20 protein-coding genes and 1 tRNA gene are annotated in these 21989 nt (G+C 65.7%); 12 read left to right on the forward strand and 9 right to left on the reverse strand.

Translation table 11 applies throughout. The features are described from left to right. Window positions 1-173: 173 nt before the first annotated feature. Together IFT67_RS08880 and dnaE are read right to left on the reverse strand one after the other, a co-directional pair. Complete coding sequence (locus tag IFT67_RS08880) at window positions 174-1766, reverse strand: long-chain fatty acid--CoA ligase (RefSeq protein ID WP_192146661.1); 1593 nt, start codon at window positions 1764-1766, stop codon at window positions 174-176. Window positions 1767-1784: 18 nt separating this feature from the next. Next, window positions 1785-5285: a DNA polymerase III subunit alpha gene (dnaE, locus tag IFT67_RS08885; RefSeq protein ID WP_192146663.1), complete on the reverse strand. Its 3501-nt coding sequence runs from the start codon at window positions 5283-5285 to the stop codon at window positions 1785-1787. 106 nt (window positions 5286-5391) lie between these two features. Here dnaE and IFT67_RS08890 point away from each other — a divergent pair, with 106 nt between their 5' ends. Beyond that, window positions 5392-5979, forward strand: coding sequence for an HdeD family acid-resistance protein (locus IFT67_RS08890; protein WP_192146665.1), 588 nt, complete (start codon window positions 5392-5394; stop codon window positions 5977-5979). 253 nt (window positions 5980-6232) lie between these two features. On the opposite strand, the gene IFT67_RS08895 is transcribed toward IFT67_RS08890, so the two are convergent. The 6 genes from IFT67_RS08895 to IFT67_RS08920 form a co-directional block, all read right to left on the reverse strand. Beyond that, a complete protein-coding gene (locus IFT67_RS08895) occupies window positions 6233-6712 on the reverse strand; it encodes a glutathione peroxidase (RefSeq protein ID WP_192146667.1) in 480 nt (159 codons plus the stop codon). Continuing rightward, window positions 6709-7305 carry a GNAT family N-acetyltransferase gene (locus tag IFT67_RS08900; RefSeq protein WP_192146669.1) on the reverse strand — a complete coding sequence of 199 codons (597 nt, stop codon included), beginning with the start codon at window positions 7303-7305 and terminating at the stop codon, window positions 6709-6711. Before IFT67_RS08900 ends, IFT67_RS08895 begins: the two co-directional genes overlap by 4 nt. Next, window positions 7302-8015, reverse strand: coding sequence for an ABC transporter ATP-binding protein (locus tag IFT67_RS08905; RefSeq protein ID WP_192146672.1), 714 nt, complete (start codon window positions 8013-8015; stop codon window positions 7302-7304). The genes IFT67_RS08900 and IFT67_RS08905 overlap by 4 nt, the downstream gene beginning before the upstream one ends. Further along, on the reverse strand, window positions 8008-9258 hold the full coding sequence (locus tag IFT67_RS08910) for a lipoprotein-releasing ABC transporter permease subunit (RefSeq protein ID WP_132738106.1): 1251 nt from the start codon (window positions 9256-9258) through the stop codon (window positions 8008-8010). The genes IFT67_RS08905 and IFT67_RS08910 overlap by 8 nt, the downstream gene beginning before the upstream one ends. A gap of 577 nt (window positions 9259-9835) precedes the next feature. Continuing rightward, window positions 9836-10444, reverse strand: coding sequence for a hypothetical protein (locus IFT67_RS08915; RefSeq protein WP_192146674.1), 609 nt, complete (start codon window positions 10442-10444; stop codon window positions 9836-9838). Between the two features lie 281 nt (window positions 10445-10725). Beyond that, window positions 10726-10815: transfer RNA gene (locus IFT67_RS08920), tRNA-Ser, on the reverse strand. A gap of 156 nt (window positions 10816-10971) precedes the next feature. Here IFT67_RS08920 and hspQ point away from each other — a divergent pair. The 4 genes from hspQ to IFT67_RS08940 all read left to right on the forward strand — a co-directional run bounded on the left by hspQ (window position 10972) and on the right by IFT67_RS08940 (window position 13006). Continuing rightward, window positions 10972-11367 carry a heat shock protein HspQ gene (gene hspQ, locus IFT67_RS08925; protein WP_056055845.1) on the forward strand — a complete coding sequence of 132 codons (396 nt, stop codon included), beginning with the start codon at window positions 10972-10974 and terminating at the stop codon, window positions 11365-11367. A gap of 254 nt (window positions 11368-11621) precedes the next feature. Beyond that, a complete protein-coding gene (rplU, locus tag IFT67_RS08930; protein WP_120301376.1) occupies window positions 11622-11981 on the forward strand; it encodes a 50S ribosomal protein L21 in 360 nt (119 codons plus the stop codon). A gap of 13 nt (window positions 11982-11994) precedes the next feature. Beyond that, window positions 11995-12285 carry a 50S ribosomal protein L27 gene (gene rpmA, locus IFT67_RS08935; protein ID WP_056055842.1) on the forward strand — a complete coding sequence of 97 codons (291 nt, stop codon included), beginning with the start codon at window positions 11995-11997 and terminating at the stop codon, window positions 12283-12285. A 175-nt stretch (window positions 12286-12460) separates the two neighbouring features. Next, a complete protein-coding gene (locus IFT67_RS08940; RefSeq protein WP_342450595.1) occupies window positions 12461-13006 on the forward strand; it encodes a GNAT family N-acetyltransferase in 546 nt (181 codons plus the stop codon). A 290-nt stretch (window positions 13007-13296) separates the two neighbouring features. Here the strand turns inward: IFT67_RS08940 and IFT67_RS08945 are convergent, their stop codons facing one another. After that, window positions 13297-14166: a metal-dependent hydrolase gene (locus IFT67_RS08945; RefSeq protein ID WP_192146676.1), complete on the reverse strand. Its 870-nt coding sequence runs from the start codon at window positions 14164-14166 to the stop codon at window positions 13297-13299. Between the two features lie 63 nt (window positions 14167-14229). Here IFT67_RS08945 and IFT67_RS08950 point away from each other — a divergent pair, with 63 nt between their 5' ends. From IFT67_RS08950 to IFT67_RS08980, 7 genes are all read left to right on the forward strand, one after another. Continuing rightward, window positions 14230-14829, forward strand: a complete 600-nt coding sequence (locus IFT67_RS08950) for a TetR family transcriptional regulator (RefSeq protein ID WP_192146678.1) — start codon at window positions 14230-14232, stop codon at window positions 14827-14829. 78 nt (window positions 14830-14907) lie between these two features. Next, the gene (gene obgE, locus IFT67_RS08955; RefSeq protein ID WP_056489559.1) at window positions 14908-15954 is read left to right on the forward strand and encodes a GTPase ObgE; all 1047 of its coding nucleotides are present in this window, start codon (window positions 14908-14910) and stop codon (window positions 15952-15954) included. A gap of 118 nt (window positions 15955-16072) precedes the next feature. Continuing rightward, a complete protein-coding gene (gene proB, locus IFT67_RS08960; protein ID WP_192146680.1) occupies window positions 16073-17170 on the forward strand; it encodes a glutamate 5-kinase in 1098 nt (365 codons plus the stop codon). Between the two features lie 91 nt (window positions 17171-17261). After that, entirely contained in the window at window positions 17262-18161 is a 900-nt protein-coding gene (locus IFT67_RS08965) for an NAD-dependent epimerase/dehydratase family protein (RefSeq protein WP_192146682.1), read from the forward strand. Window positions 18162-18219: 58 nt separating this feature from the next. Further along, the gene (locus IFT67_RS08970) at window positions 18220-18462 is read left to right on the forward strand and encodes an acyl carrier protein (protein ID WP_056055832.1); all 243 of its coding nucleotides are present in this window, start codon (window positions 18220-18222) and stop codon (window positions 18460-18462) included. A 148-nt stretch (window positions 18463-18610) separates the two neighbouring features. Beyond that, window positions 18611-19873, forward strand: a complete 1263-nt coding sequence (gene spt, locus IFT67_RS08975) for a serine palmitoyltransferase (protein ID WP_192146684.1) — start codon at window positions 18611-18613, stop codon at window positions 19871-19873. Window positions 19874-19969: 96 nt separating this feature from the next. Beyond that, window positions 19970-21934, forward strand: a complete 1965-nt coding sequence (locus tag IFT67_RS08980) for an ATP-binding protein (protein WP_192146686.1) — start codon at window positions 19970-19972, stop codon at window positions 21932-21934. Window positions 21935-21989: the final 55 nt, after the last annotated feature.

Raw genomic sequence — 21989 nt, forward strand, 5'->3', positions numbered from 1 at the left:
GGTTGGGGAGCGTCGGGGGGCAGAGAACTTGTTTCCCCGCGAAGGCGGGGACCCAGACTGGGCTCTTGCCTTCGCGGGAGAACAAGGAACGGCGAACTGACCGCGCAGCGCCTCCTATGCTCGCGAGTTCGTAGCCGGTGGATGCCAGAACGAGCCCGGCATGACGGGGGAGATTAAGCCGTCGCCAGCGTGAAGTCCTTGAAGCGTTCGCGTAATGCGGTCTTGAGGAGCTTGCCCGTCGCGGTGTGGGGCAGGTCGTCAACGAAGACGATCGCGTCGGGGAGCCACCATTTGGCGACGTGCTTTGCCAGGTGGTCGCGGATTTCGGCTTCTCCCACGTCGCTGCCGGGTTTGCGGACGACCAGCAGCAGCGGGCGCTCGTCCCATTTCGGATGGTGGATGCCGATAGCCGCCGCCTCCGCCACGCCCGGACAGCCGACCGCCGCGTTCTCCAGGTCGACCGAGCTGATCCATTCGCCGCCGGACTTGATGACGTCCTTCGAGCGATCGGTGATCTGCATCGTGCCATCCGAATGCAGCATCGCGACGTCGCCGGTGTCGAACCAGCCGTCCGCGTCGACCGCGTCCTCGTCGGCGCCGAAATAGCGTTGGACCACCCAGGGGCCCCTCACCTGCAAGCGGCCGGCGACCTTGCCGTCGCGGGCTAGCACCGTGCCTTCGTCGTCGATGATGCGGAGTTCTATCCCGAACGGGACGCTGCCCTGCTTGCCTACGAGATCGAGCTTCTCCTCGTGGCTCATGTCCTCCCAGTGTGGGGGCGCGAAGCCGGCGGTGCCGATCGGCGAGGTCTCGGTCATGCCCCAGAGATGCTTGACGGTCGCGCCCATGCCCATGATCCGCTCGATCATCGCGCGCGGCGCGGCCGAGCCGCCGATCGTGACCAGCCGCAAATGCGCGGGCGCGTCACCGGTTGCATCCATGTGGCCGAACATCGCCAGCCAGACGGTCGGCACGCCGGCGGAGTGCGTCACCTTCTCGTCGTTCATCAAGCGGCACAGCACGGCGGGATCGTTGACGGCGGAATAGACGACCTTCGCCCCCGACAGCGCGCACGCGAACGGCAGGCCCCAGGCGGCGGCGTGGAACATCGGCACGACCGGCAGCACGACCGCGTTGGGGGAGAGATCGAACACCCAGGGCGCAACCTCGGCCATCGCGTGGATGAGCGTCGAGCGGTGCGTGTAGAGGACGCCCTTCGGATTGCCGGTGGTGCCGCTGGTGTAGCAGAGCATGCACGGATCGCGCTCAGGGCCTTCGACCCACTCATAGTTGCCGTCCTCGGCGTCGAGCAGCGCCTGGAAACCGTTGGCGCCGAGATCGTCGAAGCAGATGAAGTGGCGGATGCTGGTCCACTGCGCGCGGAGACGATCGACGAGCGGCTGGAACGCCTTGTCGTAGAGCATCACGCGGTCTTCGGCGTGGTTGGCGATGTAGACGAGCTGTTCGTCGAACAGCCGCGGGTTGATCGTGTGGATCACGCCGCCCATGCCGATCGTGCCGTACCAGGCGACGAGGTGGTGCGCGTGGTTCATCGCCAGCGTCGCGACCCGGTCGCCGGGCGCTACGCCGAGCTTTTCGAGCGCTTGCGCCAGTTTGCGGGCGTCGTGCGCGATACCGGCCCAGTTGGTGCGCGTCTCGCGACCGTCGGCCCAGTAGCTGACGAGTTCCCTCGCGCCGTGTTCGCGGGCCGCGTGGTCGATCAGGCGGGGAACACGAAGCTCGAAATCCTGCATTCCACCCAGCATTCATGCTCTCCCAAGCTGTTAACCGACCAGAGCGAGCCTCGTTTCCGAGGTCTTCATCTCCACCTTGGCGACACCGTGCAACGACTCGATGTGCTCGACAAGCTCTCCATCAAGCAGGAAGTCGCGACCCAGCAGGATGCAGACCTCGCCGTCGGGCAGTTGCGCGCGCACGCGGACCTCACCGCGCGCACCGCGATGTTCGGCAAGCAGCGATGCAAGGCCGGCGAACGCGGTCATGTCGGAGATCGTCACGACCACCTGGAAGCGCGCGAGGTTGGCGAGTCCTTCGAACGGCTGGATGCGCTTGATGCTGACGCGCGGCGTGTCCTCGCCGGGCTTGCGGTCGAGCTCGACGGTGATGAGGCCGCAGCCGCCGGCCTTTGCTGCTTCCTCCAGATCCTTCGAGACCTGGTCGTCGAAGCAGGTCGCCATGAACTGGCCGCTGGCGTCGGAGCATTGCGCCATCATGAAACGCTTGCCGCGTGCGGACGTGCGGTAGCGCGCGTCTTCGACCAGCACCGCCATCGTCGCGCCGGCGCGGCTGCCGTCGTCGGGGATGTTGAGCTCGGACAGCGCGGTGTAGGCGCGGGCGCCGTGGCTGACCGCGATGTGGCGGTGGCGATCGACCGGGTGCGCGGAAAAATAGAAGCCGAACGCCTCCTTTTCCTGGTCCATGCGCTGGCTGAGCGTCCAGCGAACCGATGGCGGCAGCTTGATCGCGTCGCCCGCGGGTTCGGCGTCGCCGAACAGGCCGCCCTGCCCGCTGGTCTTCTGTTCGTGCGTGCGCGCGGCGATCGCGAGGATCGTCTCGGCGGTGGCGTGGATGCCGGCGCGGTTCTGGTCGAGGCCGTCGAACGCGCCCGCGGCGGCGAGCGTTTCGAGCTGGCGCTTGTTGAGCAGACGCGGATCGACTCGCTTGGCGAGATCGTCGAGACCGGCGAACGGGCCGTTCTGGACGCGCTCGACGATGAGCTTCTCCATCGCGCCTTCGCCGACCGATTTCAGCGCGCCGAGGGCATAGCGGACGGCGAGGTTGTTATCCTCGACGTCAGGCAGGACCTCGACATCGAACTCGGCCTGGCTCGCGTTGATGCACGGCGGCAGCGCGGTGATCCCGAGGCGGCGCATGTCGTCGGTGAAGATCGCCAGCTTGTCGGTCTGGTGGAGGTCGTAGCACATCGAGGCGGCGAAGAATTCGTGCGGGTGGTGCGCCTTCAGCCACGCGGTCTGGTACGCGAGCAGCGCATAGGCGGCAGCGTGGCTCTTGTTGAAGCCGTAGCCCGCGAACTTGTCGATCAAGTCGAACAGCGCGTTCGCCTCGGCCTTCTTGATGCCATTGACGCTCAGGCACCCCTCGACGAAGCCCGCGCGCTGCGCGTCCATCTCGGCCTTCACCTTCTTGCCCATCGCGCGGCGCAGCAGATCGGCGCCGCCGAGCGAGAAGCCGGCGAGGACCTGCGCGGCCTGCATGACCTGTTCCTGGTAGACGAAAATCCCGTAGGTCTCCGACAGGATCGGTTCGAGCAGCGGATGCGGGTAGTCGATCGCCTCGGTGCCGTTCTTGCGGCGACCGAACGACGGGATGTTGTCCATCGGGCCCGGTCGATACAACGACACGAGCGCGATGATGTCGCCGAAATTGGACGGGCGGACGGCGGACAGCGTGCGGCGCATGCCCTCTGATTCGAGCTGGAACACGCCGACCGTGTCGCCCTTTTGCAGGAGCGCGTAGACGCCGGTGTCGTCCCATTCGAGCGCCTCGAGATCGACCGTCACGCCGCGCTTGGCGAGCAACTGTACCGCCTTCTGGAGCACCGACAGCGTCTTCAGCCCGAGGAAATCGAACTTCACGAGGCCCGCGCCCTCGACATATTTCATGTCGAACTGGGTGACGGGCATGTCGGACCGAGGGTCGCGATATAGCGGGACGAGCTGTGCGAGCGGTCGGTCGCCGATCACCACGCCAGCGGCGTGCGTCGACGAGTGGCGCGGCAATCCTTCCAGCTTCATCGCCAGATCGAGCAGCTTCCGGACGCCATTGTCGTTGGCGTATTCCTTCGCCAGTTCGCCGACGCCGTTGAGCGCGCGTTCCAGCGTCCAGGGATCGGTCGGGTGGTTCGGCACCAGTTTCGCGAGGCGATCGATCTGGCCGTAGCTCATCTGCAGCACGCGGCCGGTGTCCTTGAGCACCGCGCGCGCCTTCAGCTTTCCGAAGGTGATGATCTGCGCGACCTGATCGCGGCCGTATTTCTCCTGGACGTAACGGATCACCTCGACGCGCCGGGTTTCGCAGAAATCGATGTCGAAATCGGGCATCGACACGCGTTCCGGGTTGAGGAAGCGTTCGAACAGCAGGCCCAGCTTTATCGGATCGAGATCGGTGATCGTCAGCGACCAGGCGACCACCGAGCCTGCGCCCGAACCGCGGCCCGGGCCGACCGGGATGTCGTGGTCCTTTGCCCATTTGATGAAGTCGGCGACGATCAGGAAGTATCCGGGGAAACCCATCTGGACGATCACGTCGACCTCGAACGCGAGGCGCTTGCGGTATACTTCGCGCCAGCCGTCTTCGCCTTCGCCGTGGAGTTCGGTGATGCGGGCGAGGCGCGCTTCGAGGCCGGCTTCGGCGTCGTCGCGGAGCAACTTGGCCTCGCCTTCGATATCGCCGGCGAGGCTGGGTAGGATCGGCTTGCGGTAGGGCGCCATCACCGCGCAACGCTGTGCGACGACGAGCGTATTGGCGATCGCCTCGGGCAGGTCGGCGAACATCTCGTGCATCATCTTGGCCGGCTTCATCCAGGCCTCGGGGCAGCTGCGGATGCGGTCCTCGGTCTCGACATAGGTCGAGTGCGCGATGCAGAGCATGGCGTCGTGCGCATCGCCGAACGCGCTCTCTGTGAAGCAGCAGGGGTTGGTCGCGACGAGCGGCAAATTGCGCTCGTAGGCGATGTCGATGAGGTCGGCTTCGGCCGCCGTCTCGATCGCGTCGTTGCGACGCGAGAGTTCGATGTAGAGGCGGTCGCCGAACAGCCCTTGCAGGCGATCGAGATAGGCGCGGGCGCGGGCAGGCTGGCCTTCCGCGAACAGGCGAGCGAGACCGCCTTCGCCGCCTGCCGTTAGCGCGATCAGTCCGTCGGTGTGGCGTTCGAGCGCGGCGAAGTCGACATGCGCAGGCATCTCGATCGGGCGGTCGAGATGCGCCATCGAGACGAGCGCGCAGAGATTGTCGTAGCCGGTCATGTTTTGCGCGTAGAGTGCGAGCCAGTCGAACTGCGTCGCGACGCCATCGGGCATGTCGGGACGACCGACGCCAAGCATCACGCCAATGATCGGCTGCACGCCGTCCTTCTTGGCGGCGTCCGAATAGGCCATCGCCGCGTAGAGTCCGTTGCGATCGGTCAGCGCGGCGGCGGGGAAGCCCAATGCGCGCGCCTGCTTGGCGATCGCCTTCGGATCGATGGCGCCGTCGAGCATGGTGTAGCAGGAGAAAACGCGGAGGGGGACGTAACCGGAATGCATCGACCGGAGGTAGGCGCTGCGGCGTGATTCGACCAGCCGGGATGAGTCCGATCGGAACCGCGGACACGACGAGCCGTTGCGGCGGAGACATCTGGGAGCATTCTTCATGACCGATCCACGCGGGCACTTTGCCGACACCGAAACCACGGCTGCAGGAACGCCGCGCGCTGGCGCCGGCTGGGGGTGGATCCTGGCATACGGCGTGCTGTCGGTGGTGCTCGGGATCATGGCGTTCGCGTCGCCGTTTTCCGCGACCTATGCCGCAACTCTGGTAATCGGGGCGTTCTTCATTGCGGCCGGGATCGTGTCGATCGTGTCGGGGTTTGCCGGCAAGGGGCATGAGGGGCGCGGCTATGCGATCGGGTTTGGGCTGGTGTCGCTGGTGATCGGGCTGATCATGGCGTTCGAGCCTGCGACCGGGGCGATTTCGCTGACGTTGTTGATTGCGGTTTGGCTGGGTGTGCGTGGCGCGTTGGAGATCGGGCTTGGGGCGCGGTTTCGGCGGGGCAAGGGATTGATGATCGCGCTTGGGGTGGTGAACATCGTGTTGGCGGTGATCGTGCTGGCGACGTTGCCTTGGTCGGCGTTGACGTTGCCGGGGTATGTGCTGGGAATCAGTTTCCTGTTTGGTGGGGTGACTTCGGTTGCTTCGGCGCTGGCGCATAAGAAGGGGGCGCCGGCGTTTTCTGTGTGAGCACCTAGCGGACACCACGAAGCATGTTCTCCCGCGAAGGCGGGAGCCCAGACTGGGCCCCCGCCTTCGCGGGCGAACAAGCTTACTTTTGGTACCAGCAACCGCCCTAGATACAGCGCCACCCCGGCGGAGGCCGGGGCCCAATTGGAGAGGTTGCAGTAATGGAGCGCAGCGGTCTTCACTGCCGTCCCCCAATTGGGCCCCGGCCTTCGCCGGGGGGGGTAGTGAAAGTGCGGGGTGGTAGGTCGAGGCGCTACAGTAGCTTCTCGATATCCTTACGGATGTCCTCGGGCTTCGTAGTTGGGGCGTAGCGATCCACCACAACCCCGTCGCGGCCAACCAGGAACTTGGTAAAGTTCCACTTGATCGCCTTCGAGCCCAGCACGCCCGGCGCATCGGACTTCAGCCGCTCGAACAGCGGGTCCGCCCCTGCCCCGTTGACGTCGACCTTCGCGAACACCGGGAACGTAACGTCGTAGGTCAGCGTGCAGAAGTTGGCGATCTCCGCCGCATTCCCCGGCTCCTGCCCGCCGAACTGGTTGCAGGGAAACGCCAGCACCTCGAACCCGCGCTCCGCATAGTCACGATGTAGCGCTTCGAGGCCGTCATATTGCGGGGTGAAGCCGCATTTCGAGGCGGTGTTGACGATCAGCAGCACCTTGCCGCGATAGGGTTCGAGCGAAGCCGCGCTGCCGTCTGCGCTCTTCACGGTGAAGTCGGTGATCGCGGTCATGGGCGGTCCTCGTTTCGGGCGAGCAGATACGCCAGGTTCTGACGCACGCCGGGCCATTCGTGGCGGAGGATGCTGTAGACGACGGTGTCGCGCAAGCGGCCGTCCGCCATGACCTGGTGCCCGCGCAGCACGCCGTCGCGCTTGGCACCGAGGCGTTCGATCGCACGCTGCGAGTTCTTGTTGAGCGAGTCGGTGCGGATCTGGACGCATTCGCAGCCGAGGGCATCGAAGGCGTGGGCCAGCAGCATCAGCTTGGCTTCGGTGTTGACGCCGGTGCGCTGTACGGACTTGGCGTAAAAGGTGCCGCCGATCTCCAGCCGCTTGTTCGCCGCGTTCATCCGCATGAAGCGCGTGGTGCCGACGACGGTCCCGCCGGCCACCACCGCAAACAGTCGCGCACGGCCGAAGTCCTGTTCGCGCAACGCCGCAGCGAGCCAGCGGTCCGGTGCCTTCATCATCGCGACGTTGGCGTAGAACGTATCCCATAAATTGTCCGCCGACGCGGCCGTGACCAGCGCGTCCATGTCGTCGGCGACCAAAGCGCGGAGCGTGACGTGACGCCCGGTGAGCGTCGGCGTCTCGCCCCAGGTCACGCCAGCCGCCCCTCGTGCAGCCGCAACACGCGGTCCATGCGCGCCGCGAGCCGCTCGTTGTGCGTCGCGACCACCGCCGCCGTGCCCTGTTCGCGAACCAGTCGGATGAACTCGGCGAAGACGATGTCGGCGGTGTGTTCGTCGAGGTTGCCGGTCGGCTCGTCCGCCAGCACCAGCGCGGGCTTGTTGGCAAGCGCGCGGGCGACTGCGACGCGCTGCTGCTCGCCACCGGAAAGCTGGCTCGGGCGGTGCGTCAGGCGGTGGCCGAGGCCGAGTTGGGTCAACAATTCCGCCGCTCGCGCGTCCGCCTCGGCGCGCGTCGCGCCGTGGACGAGCTGCGGGAGGACGACGTTCTCGGTAGCGTTGAAGTCCGGCAGCAAATGGTGGAACTGATAGACGAAGCCGAGGCTGTCACGGCGCACCACGGTACGCTCATGCGCGTTGAGCCTGGCCGCCTCGGTCCCGGCGATCCTGATCGATCCCTGGAAGCCGCCTTCGAGCAGGCCTACGGCTTGCAACAGCGTCGACTTGCCCGAACCCGACGGCCCGAGCAGCGCGACGATCTCGCCCGGTGCGATCGCGAGGTCGACACCGCGCAGCACGTCGATCGTCGCACCGCCTTGCGTGAAGCTTTTGGTCAGTCCTCTGGTCTGGAGAACGTAATCGTCGAACTTCTCGATCTGGCGGTCGATACGAAGGCCTTCATTCATAACGCAGCACCTGCACGGGGTCGGTACTCGCCGCTTTCCAGGCCGGATAGAGCGTTGCGAGGAAGCTGAAAACGAGCGCCATCAGCGCGATCACGACGATCTCGACGGGATCGGTCTTCGATGGGAGTTCGGTCAGGTAGCGGATCGATGGGTCCCACAGGTTCTGGCCGGTGACGAGCTGGACGAAGTTCACCACGCCCTGTCGGTAGAACAGGAAGATGAAGCCGAGCACGAGCCCCGCGACCGTGCCGAGCGCACCGATCGTGGTGCCGACGACGATGAAGATCCGCATCATCGAGCCGCGCGTGGCGCCCATCGTCCGGAGGATCGCGATGTCGCGCGTCTTGGCGCGGACCAGCATGATCAGCGACGACAGGATGTTGAACACCGCGACCAGGATGATGATCGACAGCACGGTGAACATCGCCACCCGTTCGACCGCGAGCGCCTCGAACAGCTGCGCGTTCATCGTCCGCCAGTCCTGGATCACCGCCTGTCCGCCGATCTTGTCCGCCAGCGGCTTCAGGATTTCGCCGACCTTGTCCGCATCGACCGTCTTCAGCTCGACCATGCCGGCCGCGTCGCCCATCAGGAGAAGCGTCTGCGCATCCTCGATCGGCATGATGATGTACGCCTTGTCGTAGTCGTAAACGCCGATCTCGAAGATCGCGCCGACCGTGTAGCTGACGATCCGCGGGACGGTGCCGAACGGCGTCGTCTGGCCTTGCGGGCTGAACAGCGAGATCTCCGAGCCGACCTGCGCACCGAGCGATTCGGCCAGCCGCGAGCCGATCGCGATCCGGCCGGACCCTTGCGTGATCGACTGGAGCGACCCCATCACGACCTTATTGCTGATCGTCGAATTGCGCCGGATGTCGTCGACGCGCATCCCGCGCACCAGCACCGCCTCGGCACGGCCGTTATAGGTGGCGGCGAGCGGCTGTTCGATCAGCGGCAGCGCGCTGGTGACGCCCGGCGTCTTCTGCGCCTGCGCAACGATCTCGCGCCAGTCGGGAAGCCGGTTGCCGACGCCCTGCACCACCGCATGGCCGTTGAGTCCGACGATCTTGTCGAACAGCTCGGCGCGGAAGCCGTTCATCACACTCATCACGATCACGAGCGCGGCGACGCCGAGCATGACCGCGACCAGGCTGATCGAGGCGACGAGGAAGATGAATGCCTCGCCCTTGCCCGGCAGCAGATAGCGGCGGGCTATCATCCGTTCGTAGCGGGACAGGATCATGGGCGGCCAGGTTCGATCGTTAGGGATACAGTGCAGCGGCTCTAGGACGCGGCCCGTTGCGAGGCAACTGTCGGGCCTGTGGGGGAGGCGCAACGACCTCCCGGATCGGACCGAATTAGTCCCGATCCGGAAGTGTCTAGATTGGTCTGTTGCGTAATCGCCACAGGCGCAGTTCAATCGTGAACCGCCCCACGCAAAGACCGTGACAAAATGCACCGACGTAACTAGCAACAAACTCGCTGAGACACAGGCAACGGCCGTGGTTCGGGGACTGCTTTTCCGCTCCGTCGCAAGACGAGATGCGAGAGCAAAAAAATGGGGGCTGACGAGCGATCGTCACGCAGGCGCCCGGATCGGCAACGGTCCGGGCGTTTGCTTGTCTGGCGCAGTTTTCCTGAAAAACTATACTTCGACACCATTGAAACGGAGCGATGATGTGTCGCCGCTGTTCGATCGAGCGCAGAATTAGGCCCTCTTCGGTGCTTCACGATACTGACCAAGGCGCCCGGAAGATCACGCCCACCACCTACCGTCCGCACCACCGAGGGACCGCAGCGGTCCGCCGGCGCCTTACCCTTTATCGCGAAACCCAGGGCATTCCCTGCCGTTGGCCCTTCGCCGCCTCGAAACTCACCGGCAGCGTCCTGTCGGGATAGGCCTGCATCGCCGCAACCTGGGACTGCGGCTGGACCGCGAACTGCATGTCGTCGGCGAGATAGGCGCGCACCAGGGTGCCCGGCGGAAGTTGCGCGCTGGTACCGTGAACGAGAAAACCGAGCGGCGAGGCAAACAATATCGTCGCAACCGACGTGATCGTGCCGCTGGTCCCTTCGTCGTTTGCCTGTCCGCTCAGCCGGACCGGTCCGCTCGGCGTGTCGATATAGAGCAGTCGGATCTCTAGCTTGCCCTTCTTGCCGAAATGCCCGTTGCGCTGCACCGCGGCGACTTCGGCCACCGCCACCGATCCAGCGGGGACGACGACTTGGCCGCGGTACGAGAGACTTTCCGCAACGTCGAGATAAAGGCGGTCGCCTGGCTTGTTCACCTTCGTCGAGACCTGAGTGCGCGATCGCAACGTCAGCGGCGTTCCCATCGGGAAGTACGACATCGGAACAGGCGTTCCGGTGACCGCAGCCGGCGCAGGCCAATAGACGAAGTTCTGCGCGGCGGCGGGTGTCGCGAGCATACCCAATGCCGTGGCAGCGGATACGGCGCCCGCAAGCATAGATCCCGGCAGCCTCGGCCCTGTTGGTCTTGCCGCCGTCAGTCTTGGTGTTTTCACGATCGTCCCCCGAAATGTCGGGACCGGGCCTAGCCGCGGATTCGTATCGATCCGCCGAAAATTAACGGTTTCCAAAGCGCTAATCGAGGGAAACTACCGTTAACCACCAGCCTTGCGCGCAAGACGTCGCAGTCGGTCAGGCGCACGACCCCGAGGGGTGTCTATTCAGCGATATCAGAAAGTAATGGCGGAGAGGGTGGGATTCGAACCCACGGTACCCTCGCGGGTACGCCGCATTTCGAGTGCGGTACGTTCGACCACTCTGCCACCTCTCCGCAGGTCATCCGAAGCTCTGCGAACAGCGCCTCCGATCGGTCGAAGCGCGGCCTCTAATGAAGTGACCGCAGCGATGCAAGAGGGTTTTGAGCGCTCCGGGCACCGCTCGACGCGTTTTCCTTGTGCAGCGCAAAACAGACCCTAAATTGGCGGATATGCCCCGACACGACAGTATCGCTCACGACATCACCGGCCCGCTTATTCCGGCCGAGGTGATCGCACCGCCGATCTCGCATGCGAATTTCTCGATCGGCGACGTCGTGCGGCACCGGCTGTTCGACTTTCGCGGGGTGATCTTCGACGTCGACCCCGTGTTTGCGAACAGCGACGAATGGTATGCGGCAATCCCGGAGGACATTCGTCCGCGCAAGGACCAGCCGTTCTACCACCTGCTCGCGGAGAACATGGAGTCGAGCTACGTCGCCTATGTCAGCCAGCAGAACCTGGTGCCCGACGATAGCGACGAGCCAGTCGACCATCCGGCGATCGACGGGTTGTTCAGCGAATATGCGGATGGTCGGTACGCGCTGCGGCAGGTTCATCGGCACTAAGGAGCGAATCGAATCTTCGTCATGCCGGACTTGTTCCGGCATCCACCGCTCCGCTTGATCATCGGCGGTTGATTCGCTGCGTGGTGGACTCCGGAACACGTCCGGGGTGACGGAGTGGCGGTGATTGCCCTACCTAAACCACCCCTTTCCGCCCCTTCGCGGTTGACAACTCTCCCCCCCTCGCTTAGCTGCCCGGCTTCTCCCGGCGGACCCTGCGTTCGTGGGGTACACGTATTTGGAAAGTGACAAGGGCCATGTTCGCAGTCGTGCGCACGGGCGGCAAGCAGTATCGCGTCGCCGCCGGAGATAAGATCGTCATCGAGAAGATCGAGGGCGATGCAGGTGCGTCGGTGACGCTGGGTGACGTTCTGCTGGCGGGCGAAGGCTCCGAGCTGCGGTCCGTCGAGGGCTTCGTCGTCGCTGCAGAGATCATCGCTCAGGCGAAGGCGGACAAGGTCATCGTCTTCAAGAAGCGTCGTCGTCATAACTATCGTCGCAAGAACGGCCATCGCCAGCAGCATACGATCCTGAAGATCGTGTCGGTCGGCGGCCAGACTGCCCAGGCGAACTCGGCGCGCAACGAGGGCGACACCGCCCCGGCCGCTCAGGCATAAGGAGTAGCTTCAGATGGCACATAAGAAAGCAGGCGGCTCTTCGCGCAACGGTCGCGATTCGGCCGGTCGTCGCCTCGGCGTCAAGAAGTTCGGTGGCCAGGCGTGCGTCGCCGGCAACATTCTCGTGCGTCAGCGCGGGACGAAGTTCTACCCGGGCACGAACGTCGGTATTGGTACCGACCATACGCTGTTCGCGCTGGTCGATGGCCGCGTCGTGTTCAGCCAGGGCAAACTCGGACGCAAGTTCTGCTCGGTCGAGCTGGCAGCGAACGACACTGCCGATATGGCAGCAGCAGCCGAATAACATCGGGTAACCATCCGGGTTGCCCACCAGGGTGACCCGGGTCGCGAAAGCGAACCTGAACAAGGGAGACGGGTCACCCCGGCTCCCTTTTTTATTGCTCCCTCCCCCCTCGCCTGTCGCCGCCGTGTCATCCGGACATGGTATTCGTCGGGCGCGATGCGTGAAGGAGAGAGCCGTGTTCGCGCGCACCAAGAGACTGACATTGCGGCCGGGTTGGCCGGAAGATGCGCCTGCATTGGCGCGGGCGATCGGCCATGAGTCGGTGGTCGCCAAGCTGGCGCGTGCGCCCTGGCCGTATGCGCTGGGCGATGCCGAGGCGTTTCTCTCGGAGCCGCGCGGCGGGCACGAGCCGCGATTCCTGATCGAGACCATGGAGACCGGTGCGCCGCGACTCGTCGGTGGGATCGGACTTCAGGTTGCCGAATCGGGCCATGAACTCGGCTATTGGCTGACGCCAGATGCCTGGGGGCGCGGGTATGCTACCGAGGCTGGTGAAGCCGTGGTTGCGATGGCCCGGCATGCGCTGGGCCTGCACCGGCTGGATGCTTTTCATTTCGTGGACAACCCGGCGTCGGGGCGCGTGCTGGCGAAGCTCGGGTTTCGGCCGACTGGGCGGGTCGAGGCGCGGACTTCGCGGGGGCGGGGTGGCGAGGCGCCGGCGGTGATGTTCGAGCTGGATCTGGATGACGATCGATGTTCGCCGATGCCTTTGGCGGCGTGATTCGCAGCACCGTCGCCGCACAATCGCACACCACCCCGGCGAAGGCCGGGGCCCAATTGGAAAGGTCGCAGTAACGGAGCGGTGTACTCCGTTGGCAACGTTCCCCAATTGGGCCCCGGCCTTCGCCGGGGTGGTGCTTCAGTTTATGTGGGTAGCCCCTCAGCAATAGCTGTTCCCCCGCGAAGGCGGGGGTCCAGGAATCACGGGCGGTGGCGTTTGGTATCCTGGGCTCCCGCCTTCGCGGGAGAACTAGGAAGTAGCGGAGAAGCTTGGAGCCTGCAGGCCGAGGTTCAGGCCACTGCAACCGCACGCTTCGCAACCGGCAACACCGCCGCCTCGTACTCGCTCTCCGCCAACCCAATCAGCGCGCGGTCGTCATGCTTCCACGGATGGAACCCCGGCAAGAAATACGCCGCCCACACGCCGGCAATCTTGCGCGCCATTCCCGGATTACCGAACGCGTACCACGCCATCCGCGCCCACACCTTCGGCCCGGTCAGCCCGTCCTGCCGCAACAGTTCCGCCATCCCCCGTGCTCGCCCGGTAAAGAACCGCCACGTCGTGATCAGCATCACCAGCGACTTCACCCGCCAGCGCGTGAAGCGCGGCCAGTCCCGCGTTGCGTGGAGCCACGTGTCGTAGGCGACCCCCTTGTGCTCGATCTCCTCGGCGGCATGCCACAGCCAGAGCGCCGCCGCCTGCTGATCGCCGCCCGCGAGGTGCTTCGGGTTCGCGATCAGTTCGTGCGCCAGCATCGCGGTGAAATGCTCGAGCGCGGTGGTGGCGGCGAGGCTCGCGATCTCTGGCCGCCCCTTGGTCAGCGCCAGCGCCGCGTCGACATCCACGATCAACGGCGCGACATCGTAGCCCTGATCGGTGACGTGGCGGTTGAAGGCGACGTGCTCGCGGGTGTGGATCACCTCCTGCTTGATGAAGGCGTTGATCTCGGCGTGGAGTTTCGGCGGCGTGCCCTCGCGAAACTTCCGGACGCTGTCGACGAAATAGCCTTCACCCTTCGGAAACGTCACCGACAGCGCGTTGTAGAACGCGGTCGCGATCGGATCGTCGTTCAGCCACCAGCGGCGAATCGCGGCGCCGCGGCCGAAGCGGCGGTCGCGCGGGGTGATCGTCAGATCGGCAGGCGTGGTTGCTTTCGCCACGGAAACCTCCAAACAGGAATGAACACTCGTTACTTACATTGATGTAAATAGGTTTCCCGGTCCGTGACGTCAACACCGCGCAAGCGACTCTCCCCCACCGAATCGCGTGAAGCCGCCGTCGAGGCCGCGCGGGCCCTGCTCGTGGAGAGCGGCCCCAGCGCCGTCACACTCAAGGCCGTCGCAAGCCGCGTCGGGCGGACGCACGCCAATCTGCTTCACCATTTCGGCTCGGCGGAGGCGCTGCATACCGCGCTGATCACGCGGATGGCGGCGGATATCGTCGGCACTATAGGTGCAGCCGTTCTGCGCGTGCGGGCAGGCGAACTCGATCCGCGCGAGGTGGTGGAGATGACCTTCGACGCGTTCGGCAAGGGCGGCGCGGGCGCGCTGGCGAGCTGGATGATCCTGTCGGGCAATACCAATGCGCTCGACCCGATCCTGACCGCGATCCACGATCTCGTCGACGAACTGGCGGAGGGTGACATGCCCGGCGACCAACCGATCCAGGAACAGACGCTGACGCTGGTGTTGATGGCGCTCGGCGATGCGCTGATGGGGGCACCGATGGCGCGCGCGCTCGGCCTCCCGGTCGGCAAGGCACGCGAACTCGCGCTCGACGCGCTGCTCGCCAGCAAGGACGCCGCCGCCCCTGCCCGCTGCTGAGCACACCGGATCTGGGCTCGAATCGCGAGGCGAATCGCAGAGGGTGGAGATTTTCGCCAATTTCGCTATGGGGCGGCGATGCATTTTCTAGACCAAGCCAAGATCTACGTACGTTCGGGTGAGGGCGGCCCCGGTGCCGTCAGCTTCCGCCGCGAGAAATATATCGAATATGGCGGCCCCGACGGCGGCAATGGCGGCAAGGGCGGCGACATCGTGTTCGAATGCATCGCCGGCCTGAACACGCTGATCGACTTCCGCTACACGCAGCATTTCCGCGCGCCTCGCGGCTCGGGCGGGTCGGGTTCGAACCGCACCGGCGCGGGCGGCAAGGATCTCGTCATCCGCGTTCCGCTCGGCACGCAGGTGCTGTCGGAGGACAAGGAAGAGGTGCTGATCGACTTCACCGAGGTCGGCCAGCGTGAAGTGCTGTTTCGCGGTGGCGATGGCGGGCGCGGTAACGCGAGCTACAAGACCTCGACCAACCGCACCCCGCGCCAGCACGGCACCGGCTGGCCGTTCGGCGAGGCGTGGGTCTGGCTGCGGCTGAAGCTGCTTGCCGATGCGGGCCTCGTGGGCTTGCCGAATGCGGGCAAGTCGACCTTCATCAATCAGGTGACGAACGCGCAGGCCAAGGTCGGCGAATACGCCTTCACGACGACGCGGCCGCAGCTGGGCGTGGTCCGCCACAAGCAGCGCGAGTTCGTGGTCGCGGATATTCCGGGGCTGATCCAGGGTGCGGCCGAGGGTGCGGGGATCGGCGACCGGTTCCTCGGGCATATCGAGCGGTGCCGGGTGCTGCTGCATCTGGTCGATGCGAACGACCGCGACGTGGCCGAATCGTACCGGATCGTCCGCGACGAGCTGGAGAATTACGGCGAGGGGCTTACCGACAAGAAGGTGATCATCGCCCTGAACAAGATCGACATGCTCGATCCGGAGCTGATCGCGGCGCTGTCGGCGGAACTGGCGGAAGCCAGCGGTGCCGAGGTGATGGCGATTTCGGGGGCTAGCGGCGCTGGTATCGAGGCTGTGCTGGACCAGCTGATCGAGGCGATCGGGCCGGCGCCGGGCGCGGCGAAGGAACTGGAAGAAGGCGAAGTGCCGGTCGCATGGTCGCCGCTTTAGGCTCCATCTTAGCCCTCTCCCCTGCGGGGAGAGGGTTGGGTGAGGGGCTGTTCCGGGCGCTACCGTTCGTGGCCGCCCCTCACCCCGGCCCTCCCCCCGGCGGGGAGAGGGAGCAGTGATGTTTCCACCTTCGTCCTGTGCGCGGCTGATCGTGAAGATCGGCTCAGCGTTGCTGGTCGATCCTGATGGTAGCGTTCGGCGGAAGTGGCTGACCGGTCTCGTTGCCGACATTGTTGCTCGGACTGGTGAAGGCCAGCAGGTTGCGATCGTGTCGTCTGGCGCGATTGCCTTGGGCGCACGCCGGCTTGGTCTCGCAAAGGGTGGGCGAGCTAGTCTCGAGGACGCGCAGGCTGCGGCCGCCACCGGACAGATTGCGCTCAGCCAGGTCTGGGCCGAACTGCTGGCCGCGCAGGGGCTGAACGCGGCGCAGATGCTGGTCACGCTGGACGATCTCGAAGACCGGCGGCGGTATCTCAACGCCGCGGCCACGCTCAACCGGCTATTGTCGCTGAAGGTCGTGCCGGTCATCAACGAGAACGACAGCGTCGCGACCGAGGAAATCCGGTTCGGCGATAACGACCGCCTCGCCGCCCGCGTTGCGCAAGCCGCCGGCGCGCAGGGCGTGATCCTGCTGTCCGACGTCGACGGGCTCTACACGGCCAATCCACATACCGATCCATCCGCGACTCATATCGCCAGCGTGCCGCGGATCGATGCGGTTGCGGGGATGGCGGACGACGGTTCGGGCTCGGGGATGGGTTCGGGCGGGATGGCCTCGAAGATCGCCGCGGCGCGGATCGCGACGGGTGCGGGTATTCCGCTGGCGATCGCTTCGGGACGGATCGAGCACCCGCTGTCCACCCCTGCCCGCCACACGATCTTCACTGCCGAGCGGACTGCGTCTGCGCGGAAGGCTTGGCTGGCGGGGGGGCTGACCGCGAAGGGTGCGATCCATGTCGATGCAGGGGCTGCGGCTGCGCTTGGACGGGGGCGGAGTTTGCTCGCCGCCGGCGCGACGCGGATCGACGGCGGTTTCGCGCGTGGGGATCTGGTGACGATTGAAGGGCCTGCCGGGACTGTCGCGCGCGGGCTCGCGGAATATGATGCGGCAGATACCGCGCGTCTGCTCGGTCATCATAGCGATGATCATGGTGCGATCCTTGGCTATGCGCCACGGTCTGCGCTGGTACATCGCAATCATCTGGCGCTCGTATGATCGGCCAAGCCTTGTTCACCCGCGAAGGCGGGTGCCCAGACTGCGCACCCGCCTTCGCGGGTGAACAATCTTCTATCTAGGAAATGGGCTGATGATTCTCGCCATCACCGGCGGCACCGGGTTCGTCGGCAGCCATCTGATCGACCACGCGCTCGAGACCGGCCACACCGTCCGTGCGCTCGCCCGGAAGCCGCAGGCCAAGCGCATCGGCGTGACCTGGATCGAGGGTGCGCTGGATCGGCCGAAGAGCCTCGCTACCCTGGTCGAAGGCGCGGACGCGGTGATCCACGTTGCCGGTGTCGTCAATGCCCCCGACCGGGCCGGCTTCGGCAAGGGTAACGTCGCGGGTACAGAGGGCATCCTCCAGGCGACGCGGGCGGCGGGCATTCGCCGTTTCGTCCACGTCTCCTCGCTTGCCGCGCGCGAGCCGACGCTGTCGAACTATGGCTGGTCGAAGGCCGAGGCGGAGACGCGTGTGCAGACGTCGGGGCTGGACTGGACGATCGTCCGCCCGCCCGCGATCTTCGGCCCGCGCGACCACGAGCTGCTCGACGTCTTCAAGGCGGCACGGTCGGGTTATGTGCCGATGCCCCCGGCCGGCACGCGCGTCTCGCTGCTGTATGTCGAGGACCTGACCACGCTGTTGCTCGCGCTCGCCGAGAGTGCCGATGCGCCGTCGATCATGGAGCCCGACGATGGGGTGCCGAACGGCTGGGACAATCGCGATTTCGCGCGCGCGATCGGCGTGGCCGTGGGCAAGCCGGTCAAGGTCTTATCGACACCGCGCGCGCTCCTGAAACTGGCGTCCGCCGCCGAGCGGCTCGTTCGCCGTCGCAAGGCGAAGCTGACGCGCGACCGAGTCAGCTATTTCTGCCACCCCGACTGGATCTCGCACAAGCCGCCGCCGGCCGCGCTGTGGACGCCGTCCGTCCCGACACCGCAGGCGCTTGCGCAAACCGCGGCGTGGTATCGCGCTGCCGGACTGCTATAGCGCCGAAAAGCCGCCGCAATTCTCTGTCAGGGGTCGCTGCGACACCGAAGGGATTATCATGAGCGACCGCCAGCAGATCTACGACACCGTCACCGCGCAGATCGAGCCGTTCAACAAGAAGGGCGTTGCCCTCGCCGACGCGACGACGTTCCAGGGCGATCTCGAATGGGACAGCCTCACTGTGATGGATTTCGTCGCGGCGATCGAGGACGAATTCGACATCATCATCACGATGAACATGCAGGCCGAGATCGAGACGGTCGGCCAGCTGGTCGATGCCGTCGCGAAACTGAAGGCCTGACCCCCCTTGCCGTTCGTGCCGAGTAGGGATCGAGCGTAGCCGAGAGCCCGTATCGAGGTACATGTCCTTCGATACGCCATCTCGACAAGCTCGACGGCTACTCGGGACGAACGGTTGGGATACCCATTCCAACCTCATGGAATCCGATATGACCGAAGCCGCCACCACTGCCCACGCCCTCCCCGTCGACGCTCCGGAGGTCGCCCCCGAACGCGACCTCATGTCGAAATTCGACGCGCTGATCGCCGAACGCGAGGCGCTGATCGCCAGTGGCGTGCGCAATCCGTTCGCGATCGTGATGGACGAGGTGAAGGGCCCGACGCAGGCGGTGATCCGCGGCAAGGACACGATCCTGCTCGGCACCTACAATTACATGGGCATGACGTTCGACCCCGACGTGATCCAGGCGGGCAAGGACGCGCTCGACGCGTTCGGGTCGGGCACCAACGGCAGCCGGATGCTCAACGGTACGTTCCACGACCATGTCGACGTCGAGCAGGCACTCCGCGAATTCTACGACATGACCGGCGCGATCGTGTTCTCGACCGGGTACATGGCCAATCTCGGGATCATCTCGACGCTCGCCGGCAAGGGCGAATACGTCATCCTCGACGCCGACAGCCACGCGTCGATCTACGACGGCTGCAAGCAGGGCAATGCCGAGATCGTCCGCTTCCGCCATAACGACGTGCAGGACCTCGACAAGCGGCTCGGCCGCCTGCCGAAGGAAGCCGGCAAGCTGGTGGTGCTCGAAGGCGTCTATTCGATGCTCGGCGACATCGCCCCGCTGAAGGAGATGGTCGCGGTCGCCAAGAAGCACGGCTGCATGGTGCTGGTCGACGAGGCGCATTCGATGGGCTTTTTCGGCCCCAACGGGCGCGGCGTGTACGAGGAGATGGGGCTGACCGACGAGGTCGATTTCGTCGTCGGCACCTTCTCGAAGTCGGTCGGCACGGTCGGCGGGTTCGTCGTGTCGAACCACCCGAAGTTCGAGATGGTGCGCTTCGCGTGCCGCCCGTACATCTTCACCGCATCGCTCCCCCCCTCGGTGGTCGCGACCGCCGCGACCTCGATCCGCAAGCTGATGACCGCACACGACAAGCGCGCGCAGCTCTGGAAGAACGCACGTCGGTTGCACGGCGGTCTGAAGGCGATGGGCTTCAAGCTCGGCACCGAGACGTCCGATTCGGCGATCATCGCCGTGATCCTGACCGACCAGGAACAGGCGATCGCGATCTGGCAGTCTCTGCTCGAGGGCGGTCTGTACGTGAACATGGCGCGCCCGCCTGCGACTCCGGCTGGGACGTTCCTGCTGCGGTGCTCACTGTGTGCGGAGCATACCGACGAGCAGATCACGACGATCCTGGGGATGTTCGAGACGGCCGGACGTGCAGTAGGCGTGATCGGCTGACGGTTTCCTCCTCCCGCGGGGAGGAGGAAACATACGTGAAATGTTCGATCCGTACTGGCATTCCAAGTCATTGCGTGTGAACAACGACGCGTTAGGATGCCGGCCGTGACGCAAGACGAGGTCGAGACTGCGGCCCAGGGGGTCGGGGCAAAGTGGCGGCTGGCCATGCTCGTCGTGATGGGCCTGCTCGGCGCGGCTGTGCTCGTCGCGCTGATCGTGACGCTCGGCAACGCCAACCGCCAACGCGACCGAGCGCTGGAACTCCAGGCGCACAGCTACGACGTGATGATCCTCGCGCGCACGCTGTCGGGGACGATCGCGCGGTCGGAGGCGTCGCTGGGGCGCTATGTCATCAGCGGCGACAAGCAACTCGGCCAGCTGTACTTCGACGAATGGCTGCTCGCGGGGACGCAGATCGACCGGCTCGACCGGATCACCAACGACAATCCCGATCAACAGCCGCGAGTCGACCGACTCCGCGCCGCTTATGATCTGCGCGGTAGGGAGCTGTCGCTGACCGCGCTCAACACGAGTTACGGCAAGAACGGCCAGGCGCTCGCGCGCTATTATCAGGCGCGGAAATCGCCGACGCTCGCCGAGATCAACACGACGCTGGACACGCTGATCGCCGGCGAGCGCGCGTTGCTCGACGAGCGGACGGCGGCAGCGATGGGCTCGGTCGAGCGGTCGAGCTGGGTCGCGGGCGTGCTTGCGATATTCGGGGTGCTGATCGTGCTCGGTGCGATCGTGCTCGGCTGGTTCACGATCCGCGCAGTCGGCGATCGGGCGACCGCGCTGGCCGATGCCGAACTGGAGCGCGAGCGCGCGGACGAGCTGACCACCGCGGTCGCCGCCGCCACCGCCGAACTGCGCGTGCAGGAAGCCAAGCTGCGCCAGATCCAGAAGATGGAGGCGGTCGGGCAACTGACCGGCGGAATCGCGCACGACTTCAACAACATGCTGGCGGTGGTGTTGGGCGGTCTGGAACTCGCGCGGCGCAATCTCGCGAGCGATCCGGCCAGCGTCCGCCGCCATATCGACAGTGCGACCGAGGGCGCGAACCGCGCGGCGGCGCTGACCCGCCGGCTGCTAGCCTTCAGTCGCGAGGATTCGCTTAAGGCGGAGACGATCGACGCCGCCGCGCTGGTTGCCGGGATGTCGGACCTGCTCGACCGCACCTTGGGGGACGCGATCACCGTCATCGTCCGCGACGATGCGGCGGGCGGGTGCGTCCGCGCCGACCGCGTCCAGCTGGAGAACGCGGTGCTGAACCTGGCGGTCAACGCGCGCGACGCGATGAACGGGCGCGGCACGCTGACTGTCGCGACCGGCACGACGACGCTAGCGGCGGAGCAGGTCGGGCGGTGCGCGGCGGGCGACTACGTCACGATCACGGTCGGCGACGATGGCTGCGGAATGGCGCCCGATGTCGCCGAGCGCGTGTTCGAGCCGTTCTTCACCACCAAGGAAGTCGGCAAGGGCACCGGGCTCGGGCTGAGCCAGATCTTCGCGCTGGTCCAGCAGTTGCACGGCGAGGTCGGCATCGTCTCAGCACCGGGCGAAGGGACGACCGTCACGCTCTATCTCCCGCGCGCCGCCGAGCTCGTCGCCCTCCCGCTGCCGACCGTCCCGATCGCGATGGTCGAGCCGATCGCGCCGACGATGCCCGAGACGTTGCAGATCCTCGTGGTCGAGGACGATCCGCGCGTGCTGGCCGCGACAACTGGCGCGCTCGAAGAGATCGGCCATCGCCCGATCGCGTGCGACGATCCGCTTGCGGCGCCTGCGCTGCTGGCGGCGAACCCGGGGATCGGGCTGATCATCTCCGACGTGCTGATGCCGCGCCAGACCGGGCCGGAAATGATCGCCGCGCTCTCGCCGCTGTATCCGCACGTGGCGGTGCTGTTCGTCACCGGGTTTGCCGGCGAAGTGAACGTCGCGCAGTTCGGCGGGCACGAGGTGCTGCGTAAACCCTTCACGCTCAACGGGCTGGAGCGCGCGGTCGTGACGGCGATGGCCACGGAGCGTCGCGAGACGAACCACCCGATCGCCGCGGAATGATCGTTCACTGATCCGTTGCGATTGAGGATGACGCCTCGCGCGTGCGCCCCTATAC

The organism is Sphingomonas sp. CFBP 13728, assembly GCF_014841895.1.
Classification (GTDB): Bacteria; Pseudomonadota; Alphaproteobacteria; order Sphingomonadales; family Sphingomonadaceae; genus Sphingomonas.

Bases quoted from the DNA above. Each gene is read 5' to 3' on its own strand.
- IFT67_RS08880 (WP_192146661.1), bottom strand. From the start codon at position 1,766: ATGCTGGGTGGAATGCAGGATTTCGAGCTTCGTGTTCCCCGCCTGATC.
- dnaE (WP_192146663.1), bottom strand. From the start codon at position 5,285: ATGCATTCCGGTTACGTCCCCCTCCGCGTTTTCTCCTGCTACACCATG.
- IFT67_RS08890 (WP_192146665.1), top strand. From the start codon at position 5,392: ATGACCGATCCACGCGGGCACTTTGCCGACACCGAAACCACGGCTGCA.
- IFT67_RS08895 (WP_192146667.1), bottom strand. From the start codon at position 6,712: ATGACCGCGATCACCGACTTCACCGTGAAGAGCGCAGACGGCAGCGCG.
- IFT67_RS08905 (WP_192146672.1), bottom strand. From the start codon at position 8,015: ATGAATGAAGGCCTTCGTATCGACCGCCAGATCGAGAAGTTCGACGAT.
- IFT67_RS08910 (WP_132738106.1), bottom strand. From the start codon at position 9,258: ATGATCCTGTCCCGCTACGAACGGATGATAGCCCGCCGCTATCTGCTG.
- IFT67_RS08915 (WP_192146674.1), bottom strand. From the start codon at position 10,444: ATGCTCGCGACACCCGCCGCCGCGCAGAACTTCGTCTATTGGCCTGCG.
- hspQ (WP_056055845.1), top strand. From the start codon at position 10,972: ATGCCCCGACACGACAGTATCGCTCACGACATCACCGGCCCGCTTATT.
- rplU (WP_120301376.1), top strand. From the start codon at position 11,622: ATGTTCGCAGTCGTGCGCACGGGCGGCAAGCAGTATCGCGTCGCCGCC.
- rpmA (WP_056055842.1), top strand. From the start codon at position 11,995: ATGGCACATAAGAAAGCAGGCGGCTCTTCGCGCAACGGTCGCGATTCG.
- obgE (WP_056489559.1), top strand. From the start codon at position 14,908: ATGCATTTTCTAGACCAAGCCAAGATCTACGTACGTTCGGGTGAGGGC.
- proB (WP_192146680.1), top strand. From the start codon at position 16,073: ATGTTTCCACCTTCGTCCTGTGCGCGGCTGATCGTGAAGATCGGCTCA.
- IFT67_RS08965 (WP_192146682.1), top strand. From the start codon at position 17,262: ATGATTCTCGCCATCACCGGCGGCACCGGGTTCGTCGGCAGCCATCTG.
- IFT67_RS08970 (WP_056055832.1), top strand. From the start codon at position 18,220: ATGAGCGACCGCCAGCAGATCTACGACACCGTCACCGCGCAGATCGAG.
- spt (WP_192146684.1), top strand. From the start codon at position 18,611: ATGACCGAAGCCGCCACCACTGCCCACGCCCTCCCCGTCGACGCTCCG.
- IFT67_RS08980 (WP_192146686.1), top strand. From the start codon at position 19,970: ATGCCGGCCGTGACGCAAGACGAGGTCGAGACTGCGGCCCAGGGGGTC.